Here is a 15,119-nt window from a genome sequence, read left to right on the forward strand (position 1 = left end):
TTTCACTACTTGACGAGTGCTTTAACCGACTAGTTGATTCGACTCTATCGGGCGGCGTCGATCGATGTCCAGCACTACGTAACCGGACGTTCACCCAAACGTCGCGGGAAGGGCGGGGCGTCGGCGGGGCACGCCGAGCCGGCCGCCGGCAGCGTCCCTTCGATCAGATATGCGCTGGCCAACACGTCGGCACAGCGGTTGAGGCCGAGCGCGGTGTGGCCGAAGCGGTCGACCTCCAGCAGCACCGCGCGGTCGAGGGCGGCCGCCATCCGCCGCGCGAACGCGAGCTGCGTGACAGGATCGTGACGGTTGCCGACGACCAGCGCACGGCCCGCGGTCGGACGGTTCCACGGCCCGCTGTAACGCTGCGACTCCCACGACCGGACCGGCCAGGTCGCGCAGGCGGCGCCGTCGAACGCCTGCAGCCGCCCGAACGTCGGCGCTCGCCCCTCCCACACCGGCGCCAGCAGCGGGGCGAGGGACGGCACCGGCGGGTACGGCTTGTCGAGGCAGTTCACCGCGTCCGCGGAGTCATCGGACCGGTAGGGCGACTCCCCGAGGACCACCGCATCAGCGAGGATCGCCGCGGCCGGGTCGCCCGCCGCCAGATCGGCCACGGTCTGGGCGAGTTCCGGCAGCCGCCCGGCCGACAGCGCGTCGATGACCTGCGCGACGAACGTGCTCAGCGTGACCTGCCGGCCGTCCGGCAGCGTGACGGGGCCGCCCCGCAGCCGCTCCCGCACGGCCGCGAAGTTCGCCGCTGGGTCGCCGCCGGCGGCGAGCGCGCACGCCGGACCGGCCGCCGCGCAGGCGTTCAGGAACGCGGCGAGGACCTCCTCGTAACCGTCCGCGCGCTGCCGGTCGTATTCCAGTCCGTCGGCGGTACGCAGCCGCGGGTCGACGTTGCCGTCCAGGACCAGTGCCGCGGTCCGGTCCGGGAACAGGTTCGCGTAGGTGGCGCCGAGGAAGGTGCCGTAGGACAGCCCGACGAACCGCATCACCGGTTCACCGGCCGCGGCCCGCAGCACGTCGAGGTCGCGGGCCACGTCGGCGGTGCTCATGTGCGCCAGCAGCGGGCCCGCCCGTTCCGCGCAGCGTCGCGTGTAGGACCGGTCGGCCCGCAGCGCCGCGTCGACCTGCTCCGCACCGACCGGCACGGACACCCGGCCGCCGAGGACTTCGTCGTGCTCCTCCTGGCTGGCGAAGCAGCGCAGCGCGGTGCTCTGCCCGACGCCGCGCGGGTCGAAGCCGATGATGTCGAACCGGGCGAGCACCTCCGCGGACAGGAAGCGCTCGGCGCGGTACGCGAAATGCAGCCCGGACGTGCCCGGCCCGCCGGGGTTCACGAACACCGCGCCGATGCGCCGGGACGGGTCGGTCGCCTTGCGCCGCAGGGTGACGACACCGACCGTGCCGTCCGCCGGTCGCCGGTGGTCGACAGGGACGGCGATGACGGCGCAGTCGGCAACCGCCGGGTCGAGCGGGATGCCGATCACCTGCTGGCAGGCCGCCCACGCGGCCGGTTCCCCGGCCGCGTGGGCGGGCACCGCGACGGCCAGCGGCGCCGCGATCATCATCACGGCGAGGACGGTTCGTCTCATCGGGTCTCCTCCAGGGCGGTGGCCAGGGCGCGCAGGTGCGCGGTGACGGTGCCGGCGTAGGCGGCCCGGGCCGCGCCGGTGAGCGACCGCGTCGCCGACCGCCACAGCAGCGCCCGGCTGACGAGTGCCGGCAGCCGGGTGAGCGGGGCGGTGCCGGCGGGAGCCCCGTACGCGTCCGCGACGGCCGCCTCCGCCGCCGGTTCGACGGCCCGGACGTCGCCGAGGAGCACGTCGAGCGACAGCCACGGATGCCCGACCGCGCTCTCCGCCCAGTCGGCGATCAGGACGGCGTCGTCGCGGACGACGAGGTTGCCACGCCAGCAGTCGAGGTGGACGACGGTGTCCGGCAGCCCGGTCGCGGCGAGGGCCGCGCACGCCCGGGCGACCTGACCGCGCCCACCCCGCAGCCGGGCGACCTCGGCACCGGTCAAGGGCGGCTCGGCGCCGTACGAGATCGGCTCGGCGCCGTACGAGATCGGCTCGGCGCCGTACGACGGCGGCTCGGCACCGCTGAAGGGCGGCTCGGCGCCGGTCGACGGCGGCTCGGGGCTGTCCGGGCCGGGGGGAGGCGCGGCGGAGGTGCAGGCGTCGACGAGGGCGGCGAACCGGTCGGGCAGGACCGGCAACCGGTGGTCGGGACAGCCGGCCCGCAGCAGCGCCGGCGCGAGGGGCGCCGCCTCCCGTTGTACGCGGGCGAGGACCGGCGCGGCGGCGAGGAACACGGCGACCAGCTCGGCCCGGTCCGCGGGCCGTGGCTGCGGGCCGTAGTCCGCGGTCAGCAGCCATCCCCGGCCGGGTTCGGCGGCGAGCACCGCCGGCACCGCGCCCGGGCAGCGCTCCGCGAGGAGCCGCGTGACCTCCGGCTCGTGCCGGAACACCGGCGCGGTCACCTTCAGAAACGCCGACCCGGCGGTCGTCGGCAGCCGCAGGTGCGCCGACCATGCCCGCGGGCCGAGCGGCACCCCCGGACCCGTCACCGGCGTCCCCGCGACGCTGAGGCGATCCGCCGCCCAGCGCTGCGCCGTGGACAAGGCATCCGAAGCGAAAGCGGTCGTCATCCGAGGAATTGTCGGGCGCCGATCGCCGAAACGGCCGTCCGGACCCGTCCCGGACAGTCTCAGACAGTCCGAGACACGCAATGCCTGGAATCGGGACAGCTGCGTCCATACGGTCATCGACGTCAACGACCCATCCCTGGAAGGGGGAACGGTATGAACGCGACCGCTACCGCCGTTGCATCACGGCTGGCCGGCTCCGGCCTGCAGCAGCACATGTACGCCGAGCCGACCGCCGTGGCCGAGGAGTGCCGCATGGCGGGCTACAGCTGCTGGTGGGACTCGGACTGCTGCAACGAGACCGTCTCCCTGATCTGCGAGTGGTGGACCTGCCGCTACGCGTAGCTCAGACAGCGGGGCCGGGTGGCCGGAAACGGCCGCCCGGCCCCGCCGCACGCCACCAGGACACAGACTCGGGAGGACTTGTGTTCGGACTCATCCGCGCGGCCCGTGCCGCGCTGCGACAGGTCGAGTCGGCGCGCCGCGCCGACGGTGTCTACCAGCTCACGCACTGGCCGGCCGTCGCCGGCGCGGCGACCGGCGACCCCCGTGCCGCGGTGGTCCGGCTGCGGGTCATGCAACGGTTGACGGCGGGCTTCCTCGACCCGGTCGACGACGCCATCTACCTCACCGCCGGCCTGCGCCGGCTGGGCCATCCCGCGAGCCTGCACCTGGGCCGTGAGCTGTGCCCGGCGGCGTCCCCCGCCGGCGTCTATCCGTGGGTCGCGTGTGACGGCCGGGTCGTCAGCACGTCGCTGCCGGTCGCCGAGGAGTACGTCGAGGTGCTCCGGCTCCCCGCCGGCGCGGTGGCGTCATGATGCGCTCGGCCGAACTCATCGACGGCCGCGTCGTGTGCACCGGCGCGCCCGCCGAACCGCCCGGGGTGCGCTGCACGCGGACCGCAGACGCCGTCGAGCTGCACCGGGAGCGGCCGTCCTCGACCCCGCTGTATTTCCGCGTCGGCCCCGGCACGCTGCAGTGGGGCACCGACCTTGCGGCGTTCTTCCCCGACGGCACCCCGCCCGCGCCCGGCGCCGGTGACCTGCTCGCGTTGCTCAACGGCCAGGTGCGGCCGCCGGAGTCGACGGTGGCGCCGGGGGTACGGCGGCTGATGCTCGGCGGCACGGTCCGGCTCGACGCGTCCGGCGCGACCGCCACCCGCCGGACGGCAACGCCGGACACTCCCCCGCCCGGGCGGCTCGCCGACGCGGTGCACGCCGTGCTCGACGCGATGCCGGCCGGGTATGCCGTCGCGTACAGCGGCGGCCTCGGCTCGGCGTTCGTGGTCGCGGTCGCCCTTCGGGCCGGGCACCGTCCGGCGCTGCTGCACGCCGGTCTCGCGCTGCCCGGTCACCGGCCACCGGCCGAGGTCCCGGGCCTGGCGGTGCAGACCGTCCGTGCCGACCTCGACGACCTGTTCGACCACCACCCGGTCACCGGCGACGAACCGGCGCCCGTGCTGCCGGACATCGAGGTCCGCCGCCGGCTGACCGCCGCGATCCGCGCCGGGCGGGACCTTCCCCTCGTCGGCGGCGGGCTGCTGGAGGACCTGACCGCGGTGAAGCTCCCCGACATCGACGCGGGCCTGCGCGCGCGCCGGCTGCTCGCGTGCGAGCCGTTCCACATCTCCGGCACCCTGCGCCGCCTCGCCACGGCGCGCGAGCTGATGGGCAACCGCATCGTCTACCGTCCCGGCGACGGTGCGGCCGCCGCCGGCGCGCCCGACGTGCAGCAGGTCGGGGCGCCGCCCCCACCGTCGCCGACCGGCGGCAGCCGGCTGCCCTGGCTCACCCCGGCCGGCCGGCAGGAGCTCGAGGTCGCGCAGCGCGGCTCGATGGCCGTCTGGCAGGACCATCTCGACCAGCTCGACCCGGTCCTCGGCCGGCTGGTCGCCGGCCTCGAGGAACGCGGCGACGGCGGGCTGCACTCCCCCGCCCTCGACCCGCGCGTGCACGCCGCCGCCGCCGCGATCCCCGCCCGGCGGCTCGGCCGGATCCGGCACGGCGTCTTCGAGAACCACCGGCCGCTGCGGGCGGTGGTCGAGGCCGCCGGGATCACCGGGGTCCGGCGGGCGTCGTCCGGCTTCTGGCTGCGCCTCGGCGCCGCCGACCACCTGCGCCGCCGCCGGGAGAAGCTCGCGCTGGAGCTGCAACGCGGCTGCGCCCTCGCCGACCTCGGGGTCGTCGACGTCCGCGCGGTCACCCACGACCTGCGCGACGGCCGGGATCTGACCGAGCACGCCCTGCCGCTGCTGCGGCTCGTCTGGATCGACCGCTGGCTGCGAGGCCGGTCGTGAGCGCCCCGACGACCGGCACCGGCACCGCCGCGGCGAGCGGCCCACCGAAGACCGGCACCCCGTTGCGCCTCGCGCCTGACGTCGTCGCCACGCCGCTGCCGTACGGCGGCCTCGTCCTCGTCAATGCCGTGACCCTGCAGCTCACCGAGTTCGGTGAGGGCGCCGCGGCCGTCGTCGACCGGCTCCTCGCGCTCGGTTTCCCACCGCCCGCGGCGGGACTCGCCGCGTGGAAGTTCGCCGGCGACCTCATCGACGCCGGCTGGTTCCTGGCCGGCGCGTCCGCCGACGCCGCTGCGCCCACTGGACGCTGAGGAGACATCGTGGCCCTGATCCTGCTCGCGATCCTCGCCGGCCCGCTCGCCGCGGCCGGCCTGGCGAAGCTCGTCACCGCACCCGACCGGGTGGCGTGGCCGATCCGGCGCGGTCCCCTGCGGGCGCCGCACGGTCAGCGCGTCGTCGGCACCGCCGAACTCGCCGCGGCCGTCGTGGTGACCGTCGCGCCCGGCCTGCTCGCGTCGGCCGTCGCCGTCGCCGCGTACGCCGCGCTGACCGTGGCCGCCCTGGCGACCAGAGGGCAGCTGTGCGCGTGCTTCGGCGCCGCCCGGCTCGCCGCCGTCGGCCGGCTGCACGTCGCGGCGAACGCGACCGGCGCGCTCGCCGGTGCGGCCGTCGCCGTGGTGCTCGCCGTCGGGTCCGCCGCGGCCACCGATGGGCCCGCCTGGCCGGTGCGGGTCGCCGTCGCGACGCTGGCGGCGACGCTGACCTACGCCGCGGTGCTGCTCGCCGACCGACGGTCTCCGGCGCCGGCCGCCGCGCCGTGCACCGCGACCGTCCGCGCCGTCCACGTGTACGTCGCCGACGACTGCCCGTCCTGCCGTTCCCTGAAGCACCTGCTGCGCCAGGTCGAGCCGGCCCGGCTCGACACCGTCCGCACGACCGTCGTCGCCCGGGACGCCGAGCTCCCCGGCGACCTGCGCGGCCTCGGTGTGCCGTGCGCCCAGGGCCTCGACGCCGCAGGCAGGCCCGTGTGCCCGCCCGTGTCCGGCATCGGCGGCGTCAAGGGGCTCGTCGACCGGGTCACGATCGTGGCGGCGGTGCGCAGTGGCACCTGATCCCGCGGACCGCAGCACGGTGGAGGCGGCGCCGGGCTGGGCGGCGTGGGCGATCGCCACGGCACCCGCCGACCGGCCGCTGGCGGAGTGCAACCCGGCGACGTTCGCCTGGCGGCACCTGCTGCTCGACCCGGACCTCGGCGGTGTCGCCCTCGACCGGGCGCGGCCCGCGCGGCTCGTTGTGGCGTCCGGGTCGGCGCCCGCCGGCCGGGTGCTGCCGGTCCGTGACCCGCTGCCGGCCGGCCTTGCCTGGCATCCGCACCGGCCGCTCGTCGCCGGGCTCGCCGCCGACGGGCGCGGCGCCCACCCGTGGGTCGCCGACCACAGCGCCGGCACCGTCACCCACCACGAGCGGGTCAGGGCGGTGACGTCGTTGACGGCGCTGGGCCGCACCCCGGCGGTCGCCTGGTGCGGCGACACCCTCGTCGTGCTGGTCCCCGCCGGCCGCCCGGCGCCGCCGGACACGCCCACGGCCCAGATGTTCGAGGCGACGGGGCCGGGCTTCGTCACGCTCGACGCCGCACCGGCGGCGCTGCTCGACGTCGCGGCCGCACGCGTCGCCCGCATCGACACCGGCACCGGCGCCGTCACCACCGTCGGCGACGCGGGCCTGGTCCGGGGGTTGCGGGCCGGTCCCGGCGGGCGACAGCTGCTGCGCGACGTGGCTGACGACGACGGCGGTACGGGCGGCGCCACGCTGATCGACGTCGCCACCGGCGCGTCGCGGCCGGCCCCCGCAGGCGCCAGCTGGTCCGTGGACGCCGACGTCCTCGCCGTCCCCGGCCCGGGCGTCGTCCGGTTCGTCCCTGCCGGCGCGGGCAGCGCCGAACGCACGGTCCCGATCGGCCCGGACCTCCCGCCGGGCCGTTGGTGGCCGGTGTGGAACGGCGGTTCCCCCGTCGTCGTCCTCGCCGGCAGGGGCGGTCCCAGGCTGGTCACGACCACCGGGGACCGCCCCCTCACCGCCGCCGGCCCGGTGCACGTCCCCGCCGGCCCGGACATCGCCGCGTGGACCGCCGGCCACCTGCTCCTCGGTGGCGCGACCCCCGACCGCCGCCACGTCGTGGTCCGCATCGACCCGTCCACCGCCACGGTGGTCCACACCCCGGCCCCGGCTCCCGCCGCGGGCCCGGCCTTCCCGTCGCGGGGTGGCCCGCCGGTGCCGGTCGATCCGGACGGGCCGTTGCTGTTGTGGATCCGGGCGCCGCAGTCCGGCGGGCCTTCCGGCGCGCCGGGGGACGCGCCGCCGGGGACGCTGCCCGCGCTCGTCGCCGGGGTGCCCGCCGCCGTGCTCGACCTCACCCTGGACTGGCCCGGTGACGCCACTGCGGCCGGTCTGATCGACCAGGTGACCGGCGGGGTGCGCGACGCCGTCGACCTGGCCCGGCGCGACGGGCACCGCGGTGCTGTCGTCGTCGGCGGGCACAGCTTCGGTGCGACCCTCGCGCTCCTCGCCCTCGCGCACCTGCCCGAGCTGGCGGCTGCCATCGCGCACAGCGGCTGCTACAACCGCACCCGGACCCCCGGGGGGTTCCAGTTCGAGCGGCGGACCTACTGGCAGGCCCGCGACGTGTACCGGGCGTTCAGCGCGTTCGAGTTCGCCGACCGGCTCGACCGGCCCACGCTGCTCGTCCACGGCGTCCTGGACACGAACCCGGCGACCCCGCCGCAGGAGGCGACGCAGCTGTACCAGGCGATCGTCGCCGCCGGTGGACACGCCCGCCTGGTGCTGCTGCCCGGCGAGGGGCACATCGTGCGCCACCGCGAGTCCCTGGCGACGGTACGCGCAGAGCACGCCGGCTGGCTGCGTCTCGCCGCAGCCGCGTCCCGCCGGTTGGCGACGACCGGGGCGAGCAGGTGAGCCCCGCCGCCGCGGTGCGGCCGGCGTCGCTGCCGGCGGCGACCCGGTACGCGGTCACGCTCGCCTGGCGGGCCGACCGGCGCGGTGTCCTGCTCGTCGTCAGCTGCCAGCTGTCCGCGGCCGCGCTGCTGGTGGGGCTGCTGCTGGTGGCGCGGCGGGTACTCACGACGATGCTCGGCGGCGGCGCCGAGCCGGCCGACCCGCGCACGGTGCCGCTGCTCGCCGCGGCCGTGCTGTTCGGCACCGCCGGCGGGGTGCTGCGCAACGTCAGCGCCGCCCGGCAGCGGATCCTGGCGACGAAGGTCGACCGGCACGTCACGGGTGTCGTGCTGCGCGCCGCCACCGAGGTCGGACTGGCCGAGTTCGAGTCGCCCGCGTTCCACGACAAGCTGCAGCGCGCGGTCGTCGCGGCCCGCGCCCAGCCGGCGGTCGTCGTGACGGCGCTGACGGCGGCCGTACAGACGCTGCTGACCCTGGCGGCGGTCACCACGGTCCTGGCGGTGCTCGCGTGGTGGCTGCTGCCCGTCGTCGTCCTCGCGGCCGTGCCGAGCCTGCGAACCGCCCGCGACGAACGGCGCGCCGGCTACGGGCTGCACCACGACCTCGCCGAGGAGCGGCGGGCCCGGCAGTACCTCGAGCGGGTCCTCACCGGTCCCGCCGAAGCGAAGGAGATCCGCGCGCTCGGGCTCGGGCCGGCCCTGCGGGAGCGCTGGTCGCGGCGCTACGGCACGGAGCTGGAGCGCACCGCCGCCGTGTACCGCGTCCACCTGCTGCGCAAGGTGATCGCCCGGCTCGCCGGTGACCTGGTGACCGTCGCGGTCATCGGCATCATGTGGTGGCAGGTGACCGCCGGCCGGATCGGCCTGCCGGCGGCCCTGGCGGCGCTCGCCGCGCTGTGGCAGCTCGCGCTGCGGCTGCAGCTGGTCGGCGCCCTGCTCAACGGGATCGGTGAGGCGGTGCTGTTCCTCACCGACCTGCGGGTCCTCGAAGCCGTGCCGGACCGCCCGGCCACCGCGACACCCGCCGCGTTCGAGGGGCTCACCGCCGACCGGCTCACGTTCGGCTATCCGGGTGCCGGCCGGCCGGCGCTGCGCGAGGTGAGCATCACGGTGCGGCCCGGCGAGATCGTCGCGCTCGTCGGGGCGAACGGCTCCGGCAAGACCACTTTGACGAAGGTCCTCGCCGGCCTGTACCGCCCGGACAGCGGGACGCTGCGGCACGGCCGGCACGAGGTCGCCGACGCTGCCGCCCTGCGGGACCTGACGGCCGTCGTCTTCCAGGACTTCGTCCGGTTCCGGCTGTCCGGCACCGACAACATCGCCTTCGGCCGGCCGGACACGGACGCCGACGCCGACCGGGTCGCCGCCGCCGCCCGGCTGGTCCACGCGGACGGATTCCTCGACCGCCTGCCCGCCGGCTACGACACGGTCCTCAGCGCCGAGTTCCGGGGCGGCGCCGACCTGTCCGGCGGCCAGTGGCAGCGGCTGGCGCTCGCCCGGGCGTGCTACCGCGACGCGCCGCTGGTGATCCTCGACGAGCCGACGGCGGCCCTGGACCCGGAGGCGGAGGCGGCGCTCTTCGCCGACCTGCGGCAGTTGTTCGCCGGCCGGACGGTGCTGCTCGTCTCGCACCGCTTCTCAGCCGTCCGCGACGCCGACCGGATCTACGTGATGGACGCCGGCCGGATCGTGGAGTCGGGCACGCACCCGTCGCTGCTCGCCGCCGACGGCACGTATGCACGGCTGTTCCGGCTCCAGGCCGACCCCTACGCGACGACGGCTTAACTTGATCTTTAACCTGCGCGGCGTGGCCGGGGATTGATCGACTTCGTCTTTCCAGGTTTCGGTCCTGCGGGTTCGCTGCTCGTCCGAAGGCCTCAGCCACTCCGCCCGCAGCCAGCAACACGGCGATCCCTCGTCAGCGCCAACACAGCCGGGCCTGGGCGACGGTGCGTCAGCGGGGCGGCGCCACCTCGCCCAGTCCTTGCTTCTCCCTCGGGAAACGATGAGTTCGGACTACACCTTCGTCTGGGATGCCGTCAGCTCTGCTGACCGGCTCGGGTGCGGGCTCAGTGTGGCGCTGGACGGCGTCGTGGCCCGCTCCACGACGTGGGCGGCCAGGAGGGTCACGAGGGTCAGCAGGGCGAGGAGGGTACGCACCAGGTGCAATCGCTGCCAGCGGTTGCGGACCTCGGTCCAGTCGGCTGGTGGGGCGTCCGGGTTCCAGGTGTCGCCGATGGCGTTGAGCGGCTCCAGCTGGCTCACGGTCAGCCCGATGGTGGCCACGATGAGCAGGATCGCCACGACCGCCGCGACGAAGGCCGGCTTCGAGCGGCCGTAGCCCAGCACTGCGGTGAGGATCAGCAGGCCCAGGCAGATCAGCAGCAACGGTGGCATGGCGCGTCTCATATCGGTGTTCATGGCTTGCCACCAGCGCGTGTAGGCATCGGCGGGCAGGCGGGTCACGCTCGGTCCGATGACCACGAAGAAGACGCCGCCGGTGTACAGCGCGACGAGCGCCGTTGCCAGGGCGCGCACGATTTCGAACGACCAGTGACGCATGACCGGACTCCAGTCAGGTGGAATGACTTATATTGAATAGAATGTCATCCACTGAAAATTCTGGCAACATGGTGTCCGATGACGGACAAGCCCAAGCGCCGCTACGACAGCGACCTCCGCCGCGAGCAGTCCGACGGCACGCGCCAGCGGATAGCCGATGCCGCCCGGGAGCTCATGCTCACCCGCGGTTATGCCGACACCACGATGGGCGACGTGGCTGCCGCAGCCGGGGTTGCGGTCCAGACGCTCTATGCCGCCTGCCCCGGCGGAAAAGCGGGCCTGGCGAAGCTGGTCTACGACACGACCCTGGCCGGCGACACCGCGCCGGTCGCGATAAGCGAGCGGCCGGCGGTGGCGGCGATCATCGCTGAGCCTGATCCGGCGCGCAAACTTGAGCTTTACGCCCGGATGGTGGCCGCCATGGCCGAGCGCATCGCCCCAGTGCATGCGGTGCTGCGCGCGGCGGCCGGCGGCCTGGGTCATCTGCTGCAGGAGTCGGAGACCCAGCGTCGCATCGGGACTCGCGGCCCAGCCGGCATGCTCGCCGCAGCCGGCGCTCTGCGAACCGGCGTCGACGCCGACCGCGCGGCCGACATCATCTTCGCGCTGACGTCGATCGAGGTCTTCGAACGACTGACCACCACCTGCGGCTGGTCCATCGACGACTACGCCAAATGGCTGGCCTCCACGCTCACCGACGCGCTGCTGCCACACCAGGGGGCTGAACACACGCAGCCCTTGGACTGATCCACGGTCCCGAGCCTCCACGGCTCAGCTCGGCACGGTCGGAGTGTCGTGCCGCAGCCTTCGCAGAGCGCAGAACATCGTCCAACGCACGCGGACGTGGTCGACGTCTGCCTTCCGCAGCCCGGTCTGGTCAACGGGCGGCGTCCACGCACGGCATGTCCGCGAGCCCGGGCCGGCCTCACCGCCCGCCACGCGAACTGGCCACCGGACAGCGGCCACCTGAGCGGGAAGTCACCCGTCAGTCCGTGACGCGATGGCGTCCTTGATCGCTTGCGCGTCGCTGTCGAGGAGCGACCGCTCACGTTCCCCTGCCGGTTCCTCGCCGGCTACGAGCCGACATTCGGTGTCCAGTCACTCCACCACCGAGCGTGGCGAGCGCTCGGCGGCATGTGCGTGCAGCCGATCAAGATGGCCCAACCGATCGCGCAGGCGGACATTGACGTGATCGTTGGCTGGCCAGACGCTTGGCCGGTGGGCCGACGAGAATGGGCGCGTGTACATCGACATCTACTTCACCAGCGAGCTCCCCGTCGATCGCGACGACCTCGAAGATGCCCTGAACGAGCTGGACGGCTTTGAGGTCGTAGGTGCGGGTGCCGGCGTCTCCGGAAGCAATCTCGACGTTGAGGTCGACGACTCAGTCCCGCGTGCAGAGGCCATCGAATCCGTCGTGATGGTCCTGCGTCAATACAAGTCGGACCGCGGGATGTACCTTCGCTTGTCGGACACCGGTGAACGCATCAATGCCGCCCAGCCCGGTCCCTGACCGCCGAGGGCCCAGCGCGCCCGGCGAGCGGCAGAAGCGTGCACCTGACCTTGTTCGCGGATCATGGGAGGATGAGTGGTCGTGGCCCACGAATGCTGTTCATGACAGTCTGTCGCGAATCTTCGATGGTCTACGAAGCCGCCGACGGCAGTGAACTGCCCCTGCTGGTCTTCGAGCCGGCCGAGGGCACGCGGCTCGCGGCCGGTATCGTCGTGTTCCACGGTGGTGCCCTGCGCACTGGATCGGCCGACGGGCTGGCCCGCACTGTCGTCAGTTGGCGTCGCGCGGGATCTTCGCTGTGTCTGCCGGGTATCGGCTGATCGGTCAGGGGGCCGTGAGCATCGACGACTGCGTCACCGACGTCCGGCGGGCGGTTGAGCATTTCAGAGGGCTGGCCGCGTTACGCGGGCTCGAGACGTCATGTCTGGCCTCCGGCGGCAGTTCGGCCGGTGCACATCTTGCTCTGGTCGCCGCGATGAGCGCCCCTGGTGGGCACAAAACGGCGCCCGAGCCCGGCGTCGCTGCCGTCGTGGCCCTCAACCCGGCAGGCCTGGATCTGCTCGCCTTCTCGCCGGAGCTCCAGCGCTCCATCGAACAGAAGGCCGGCATCGCTGCGGGAAGGGCGAGCGAGTACTCGCTGATCGAGTTCGTACGTCCGGGGAATCCGCCGATGCTGATTCACCACGGCACCCACGACGAGGTGGAGCCGATCGATCACGTGCGGCGGTTCCGGGACGCGATGGTGCAGGCCGGCAACGGGTGCACACTGCTCGAGTACGAACATGCCACGCACGCGTTCCACTACCCCGGCAACAGCGGGCACTTCGACGACGTCATCGACGCCACGGCCCGGTTCCTCTTCGATCGGATCAAAGCGAACTGAGAAGACAGGTGTGCGCTCGTGTCTGGTTCGTCGTTGGGTCAGGCCCGCTGGCCGGTGCGGGTGGGCGAGATCATCTTGGCGTGAACGGAAGCTGGACGGCCCAATTCGCTGCTACGTTCCGTGGCGAACTGTTGCAGCATGTACGTGCACCGGATTTCGGTGCAGGTCGTGCCCGCCAGCCGGGCTCGAGACGATTCAACGGTGACGGTACGGCCGTCGTGTCTTGCACGCTGACAGTCGAGTCAGTGCGCGGCGCTCAGCGTGACGCCTTCAGCCGTCGTAGCCGGTCGAGCAGTCGTGGCCTGGGCGCAGGAACGTTGCCGGTAGTCGAACCACCCGCCCATGTTTCGACCCAAGCCAGGAACGTGACCGGCAGTCCACCGAGTTCGCGGGGCGGGATGCTGAACCCGTCGCGTGCCGGGAGCCAGATGTACTCGTGCGGGCCGCGATGGTTGGACCAGTCGTTGTCCCAGACGGTCCCGGCGAGGTCACCGGTGACCGCCATGATGGTGCAGGATGTGCAGCCGTGCTCGGCGATGATCAACGCGCCGTCGACGAGCTGATCAGACTCATCTTCGTGCTCGTACATGCCGGCGCAGGTGCCGCCGACGATCGTGAACGGCCGCCGTACGTGCGCGAACGTGTCCATGGCATGGTCCGGTCGGTTCACGCCCGGCAGGTGCCACGGTGCGATCAGGTCCTCGTACCCGGGTCCGACGCCCGTGCCGAAGGCGAGCATGAACGCTCGATATTCCGCCGGGAGCGGCACCCCGAACCGGGCCTCCACCGCATCGAGATCCTCGACCGTGACGGCCTCCGCGTCGAGCCCTCGACGGCGACGCCTGGCTATGGCAGGAGCGATGCCCGCCAAGCGGTCTTGGACCTCCATCTCGACCATTGCAGCAGTATCGCCCGCAGCGCCTGTTCTCGGACCGGGCCTTCCAGGCCCTAACAATGGCACCCGCAGCGATGAGCACCAGTGCGCAGGCTGCGGCAGATGAGGGCGCCTGGGCCGGGACGGTGCGATGCGTGGTGGGCACGGGCGGCGTCCGAGGTTGTCAGGTCTCGAACAGCCTTCCTTGGGCGTTGGGGGCGCCGATCGGCTGGAGTCCGTTCGCGAGACGACGGGCGATGTCCAGATCGGGGAGGGAGCGGCCTACTACCTGGTCGTCGCGTACTTCGACGGTTCCGCGGAACCCACCGCCTCGGAACGTCTCGCGCAGATACCCGACGAAGTGTTCACCGAAGAGGTTCTGCTCGGACATGATCATTCCGTAGATGCGAAAGTCCGCGCTGTCGTCCACTGAGCGATCTTCACGGTCACCTTCGGGCAGAGCAAGGTCGAGCCCAGCATCACGTAAGAACGTCCGCTCATCGACAGGACAGGAAGCCTCTCGGCCTCACGCGGTCAGAGACGGTCCGCGATGAGCGCTGGCCGGCGCCGCGCACCAACGGCGGCATGACAGCGCACGCGATCAAGCAGATCGGTGAGCGGCACATTCCCGGAACTCGACCCTGCTCCCAGCTCTGCGACTGTTCTACTGCCGTCTCCTGACACAGAAGGGTGCCGAAAGAGGTCGTCGGACACGAAGCTGACCTTGCCGGACATCGGCGATGACGAGAGCTGGCTATTCTGTGTCGATGTCTACAGCGATCGTTTTTGAGACCCACTCGTGGAGCGAGGACAACGACCGCGGTATCGCGACTGGCTGGTTGCATGGCCGGTTGTCAGCACGGGGCCGGATCTTGGCAGGCGAACTCGGCCAAAGACGGCGCGACGACGGCATCTCAGCTGTTTTCGCATCCGACCTGGGCCGTGCGGCCGAGACCGCAGCGATTGCATTCGAGGGCAGCGCGGTTCCCATCCTCCATGACTGGAGGCTTCGCGAGTGTGACTACGGATCCAGCAACGGCATGCCGGCGGCTCAACTGCACGAGCATCGCGAACGTTATCTCGATCAGCCGTATACAGGCGGTGAAAGTTGGCGGCAAGCGGTTGGACGTGTGGGCCGGTTCCTGACCGATGTGCCGACACGATGGGACGGCCAGCGAATCCTGGTAATCGGCCATGTCGCTACGCGCTGGGCGCTGGACCATCTGCTCGAGGGTGTCCCGCTGGAGAAGCTTATGGCTATGGACTTCGGATGGCGCGAGGGCTGGGAATATCAGCTTTCACCGTCTGAATGACTCCCGGCCACGATAACGGATGGTTTCCGGTGGCGTTCCACCCTTCATGG

The 15,119-nt window shown here is 72.9% G+C and carries 17 protein-coding genes; 12 read left to right on the top strand and 5 right to left on the bottom strand.

Going from position 1 to position 15,119, the window contains the following annotated elements; genetic code table 11:
- Positions 1-74: 74 nt before the first annotated feature.
- Both AB0H83_RS37860 and AB0H83_RS37865 read right to left on the bottom strand, forming a co-directional pair.
- Positions 75-1,601: an alpha/beta hydrolase gene (locus tag AB0H83_RS37860; protein ID WP_360103730.1), complete on the bottom strand. Its 1,527-nt coding sequence runs from the start codon at positions 1,599-1,601 to the stop codon at positions 75-77.
- Positions 1,598-2,659 (bottom strand): hypothetical protein, encoded by a 1,062-nt coding sequence (locus AB0H83_RS37865; RefSeq protein WP_360103733.1) that lies wholly within the window; start codon positions 2,657-2,659, stop codon positions 1,598-1,600. The genes AB0H83_RS37860 and AB0H83_RS37865 overlap by 4 nt, the downstream gene beginning before the upstream one ends.
- Before the next feature lie 153 nt (positions 2,660-2,812).
- On the opposite strand from AB0H83_RS37865, the gene AB0H83_RS37870 reads away from it, so the two are divergent.
- The 7 genes from AB0H83_RS37870 to AB0H83_RS37900 all read left to right on the top strand — a co-directional run bounded on the left by AB0H83_RS37870 (position 2,813) and on the right by AB0H83_RS37900 (position 9,709).
- Positions 2,813-3,001, top strand: coding sequence for a hypothetical protein (locus AB0H83_RS37870; RefSeq protein WP_360103736.1), 189 nt, complete (start codon positions 2,813-2,815; stop codon positions 2,999-3,001).
- Positions 3,002-3,081: 80 nt separating this feature from the next.
- Positions 3,082-3,474, top strand: coding sequence for a hypothetical protein (locus AB0H83_RS37875; protein WP_360103739.1), 393 nt, complete (start codon positions 3,082-3,084; stop codon positions 3,472-3,474).
- Positions 3,471-4,952 (top strand): hypothetical protein, encoded by a 1,482-nt coding sequence (locus tag AB0H83_RS37880; RefSeq protein WP_360103742.1) that lies wholly within the window; start codon positions 3,471-3,473, stop codon positions 4,950-4,952. The genes AB0H83_RS37875 and AB0H83_RS37880 overlap by 4 nt, the downstream gene beginning before the upstream one ends.
- The gene (adfB, locus tag AB0H83_RS37885) at positions 4,949-5,263 is read left to right on the top strand and encodes an actinodefensin-associated protein B (protein WP_360103745.1); all 315 of its coding nucleotides are present in this window, start codon (positions 4,949-4,951) and stop codon (positions 5,261-5,263) included. Before AB0H83_RS37880 ends, adfB begins: the two co-directional genes overlap by 4 nt.
- A 9-nt stretch (positions 5,264-5,272) precedes the next feature.
- Positions 5,273-6,064 carry a hypothetical protein gene (locus AB0H83_RS37890; RefSeq protein ID WP_360103748.1) on the top strand — a complete coding sequence of 264 codons (792 nt, stop codon included), beginning with the start codon at positions 5,273-5,275 and terminating at the stop codon, positions 6,062-6,064.
- On the top strand, positions 6,054-7,925 hold the full coding sequence (locus AB0H83_RS37895; RefSeq protein ID WP_360103750.1) for a prolyl oligopeptidase family serine peptidase: 1,872 nt from the start codon (positions 6,054-6,056) through the stop codon (positions 7,923-7,925). The genes AB0H83_RS37890 and AB0H83_RS37895 overlap by 11 nt, the downstream gene beginning before the upstream one ends.
- Positions 7,922-9,709, top strand: coding sequence for an ABC transporter ATP-binding protein (locus tag AB0H83_RS37900; protein ID WP_360103753.1), 1,788 nt, complete (start codon positions 7,922-7,924; stop codon positions 9,707-9,709). Before AB0H83_RS37895 ends, AB0H83_RS37900 begins: the two co-directional genes overlap by 4 nt.
- Before the next feature lie 231 nt (positions 9,710-9,940).
- On the opposite strand, the gene AB0H83_RS37905 is transcribed toward AB0H83_RS37900, so the two are convergent.
- Entirely contained in the window at positions 9,941-10,486 is a 546-nt protein-coding gene (locus tag AB0H83_RS37905) for an anthrone oxygenase family protein (RefSeq protein WP_360103756.1), read from the bottom strand.
- Positions 10,487-10,564: 78 nt separating this feature from the next.
- On the opposite strand from AB0H83_RS37905, the gene AB0H83_RS37910 reads away from it, so the two are divergent.
- From AB0H83_RS37910 to AB0H83_RS37925, 4 genes are all read left to right on the top strand, one after another.
- The gene (locus AB0H83_RS37910; RefSeq protein ID WP_360103759.1) at positions 10,565-11,233 is read left to right on the top strand and encodes a TetR family transcriptional regulator; all 669 of its coding nucleotides are present in this window, start codon (positions 10,565-10,567) and stop codon (positions 11,231-11,233) included.
- Between the two features lie 493 nt (positions 11,234-11,726).
- Positions 11,727-11,999: a hypothetical protein gene (locus AB0H83_RS37915; RefSeq protein WP_360103762.1), complete on the top strand. Its 273-nt coding sequence runs from the start codon at positions 11,727-11,729 to the stop codon at positions 11,997-11,999.
- Positions 12,000-12,124: 125 nt separating this feature from the next.
- A complete protein-coding gene (locus AB0H83_RS37920) occupies positions 12,125-12,319 on the top strand; it encodes a hypothetical protein (RefSeq protein ID WP_360103765.1) in 195 nt (64 codons plus the stop codon).
- On the top strand, positions 12,298-12,882 hold the full coding sequence (locus AB0H83_RS37925; protein ID WP_360103768.1) for an alpha/beta hydrolase: 585 nt from the start codon (positions 12,298-12,300) through the stop codon (positions 12,880-12,882). The genes AB0H83_RS37920 and AB0H83_RS37925 overlap by 22 nt, the downstream gene beginning before the upstream one ends.
- Positions 12,883-13,138: 256 nt before the next feature.
- On the opposite strand, the gene AB0H83_RS37930 is transcribed toward AB0H83_RS37925, so the two are convergent.
- Positions 13,139-13,771: an SMI1/KNR4 family protein gene (locus AB0H83_RS37930; RefSeq protein ID WP_360103771.1), complete on the bottom strand. Its 633-nt coding sequence runs from the start codon at positions 13,769-13,771 to the stop codon at positions 13,139-13,141.
- 169 nt (positions 13,772-13,940) lie between these two features.
- Entirely contained in the window at positions 13,941-14,186 is a 246-nt protein-coding gene (locus AB0H83_RS37935) for a hypothetical protein (protein WP_360103774.1), read from the bottom strand.
- A 337-nt stretch (positions 14,187-14,523) separates the two neighbouring features.
- Here AB0H83_RS37935 and AB0H83_RS37940 point away from each other — a divergent pair, with 337 nt between their 5' ends.
- The gene (locus AB0H83_RS37940) at positions 14,524-15,069 is read left to right on the top strand and encodes a histidine phosphatase family protein (protein ID WP_360103777.1); all 546 of its coding nucleotides are present in this window, start codon (positions 14,524-14,526) and stop codon (positions 15,067-15,069) included.
- Positions 15,070-15,119: the final 50 nt, after the last annotated feature.

The sequence above is a fragment of the Dactylosporangium sp. NPDC050688 genome, assembly GCF_040654515.1.
In the GTDB taxonomy this organism is placed as follows: Bacteria; Actinomycetota; Actinomycetes; order Mycobacteriales; family Micromonosporaceae; genus Dactylosporangium.

Bases quoted from the DNA above. Each gene is read 5' to 3' on its own strand.
- AB0H83_RS37860 (WP_360103730.1), bottom strand. From the start codon at position 1,601: ATGAGACGAACCGTCCTCGCCGTGATGATGATCGCGGCGCCGCTGGCC.
- AB0H83_RS37865 (WP_360103733.1), bottom strand. From the start codon at position 2,659: ATGACGACCGCTTTCGCTTCGGATGCCTTGTCCACGGCGCAGCGCTGG.
- AB0H83_RS37870 (WP_360103736.1), top strand. From the start codon at position 2,813: ATGAACGCGACCGCTACCGCCGTTGCATCACGGCTGGCCGGCTCCGGC.
- AB0H83_RS37880 (WP_360103742.1), top strand. From the start codon at position 3,471: ATGATGCGCTCGGCCGAACTCATCGACGGCCGCGTCGTGTGCACCGGC.
- AB0H83_RS37905 (WP_360103756.1), bottom strand. From the start codon at position 10,486: ATGCGTCACTGGTCGTTCGAAATCGTGCGCGCCCTGGCAACGGCGCTC.
- AB0H83_RS37910 (WP_360103759.1), top strand. From the start codon at position 10,565: ATGACGGACAAGCCCAAGCGCCGCTACGACAGCGACCTCCGCCGCGAG.
- AB0H83_RS37920 (WP_360103765.1), top strand. From the start codon at position 12,125: ATGGTCTACGAAGCCGCCGACGGCAGTGAACTGCCCCTGCTGGTCTTC.
- AB0H83_RS37930 (WP_360103771.1), bottom strand. From the start codon at position 13,771: ATGGAGGTCCAAGACCGCTTGGCGGGCATCGCTCCTGCCATAGCCAGG.
- AB0H83_RS37940 (WP_360103777.1), top strand. From the start codon at position 14,524: ATGTCTACAGCGATCGTTTTTGAGACCCACTCGTGGAGCGAGGACAAC.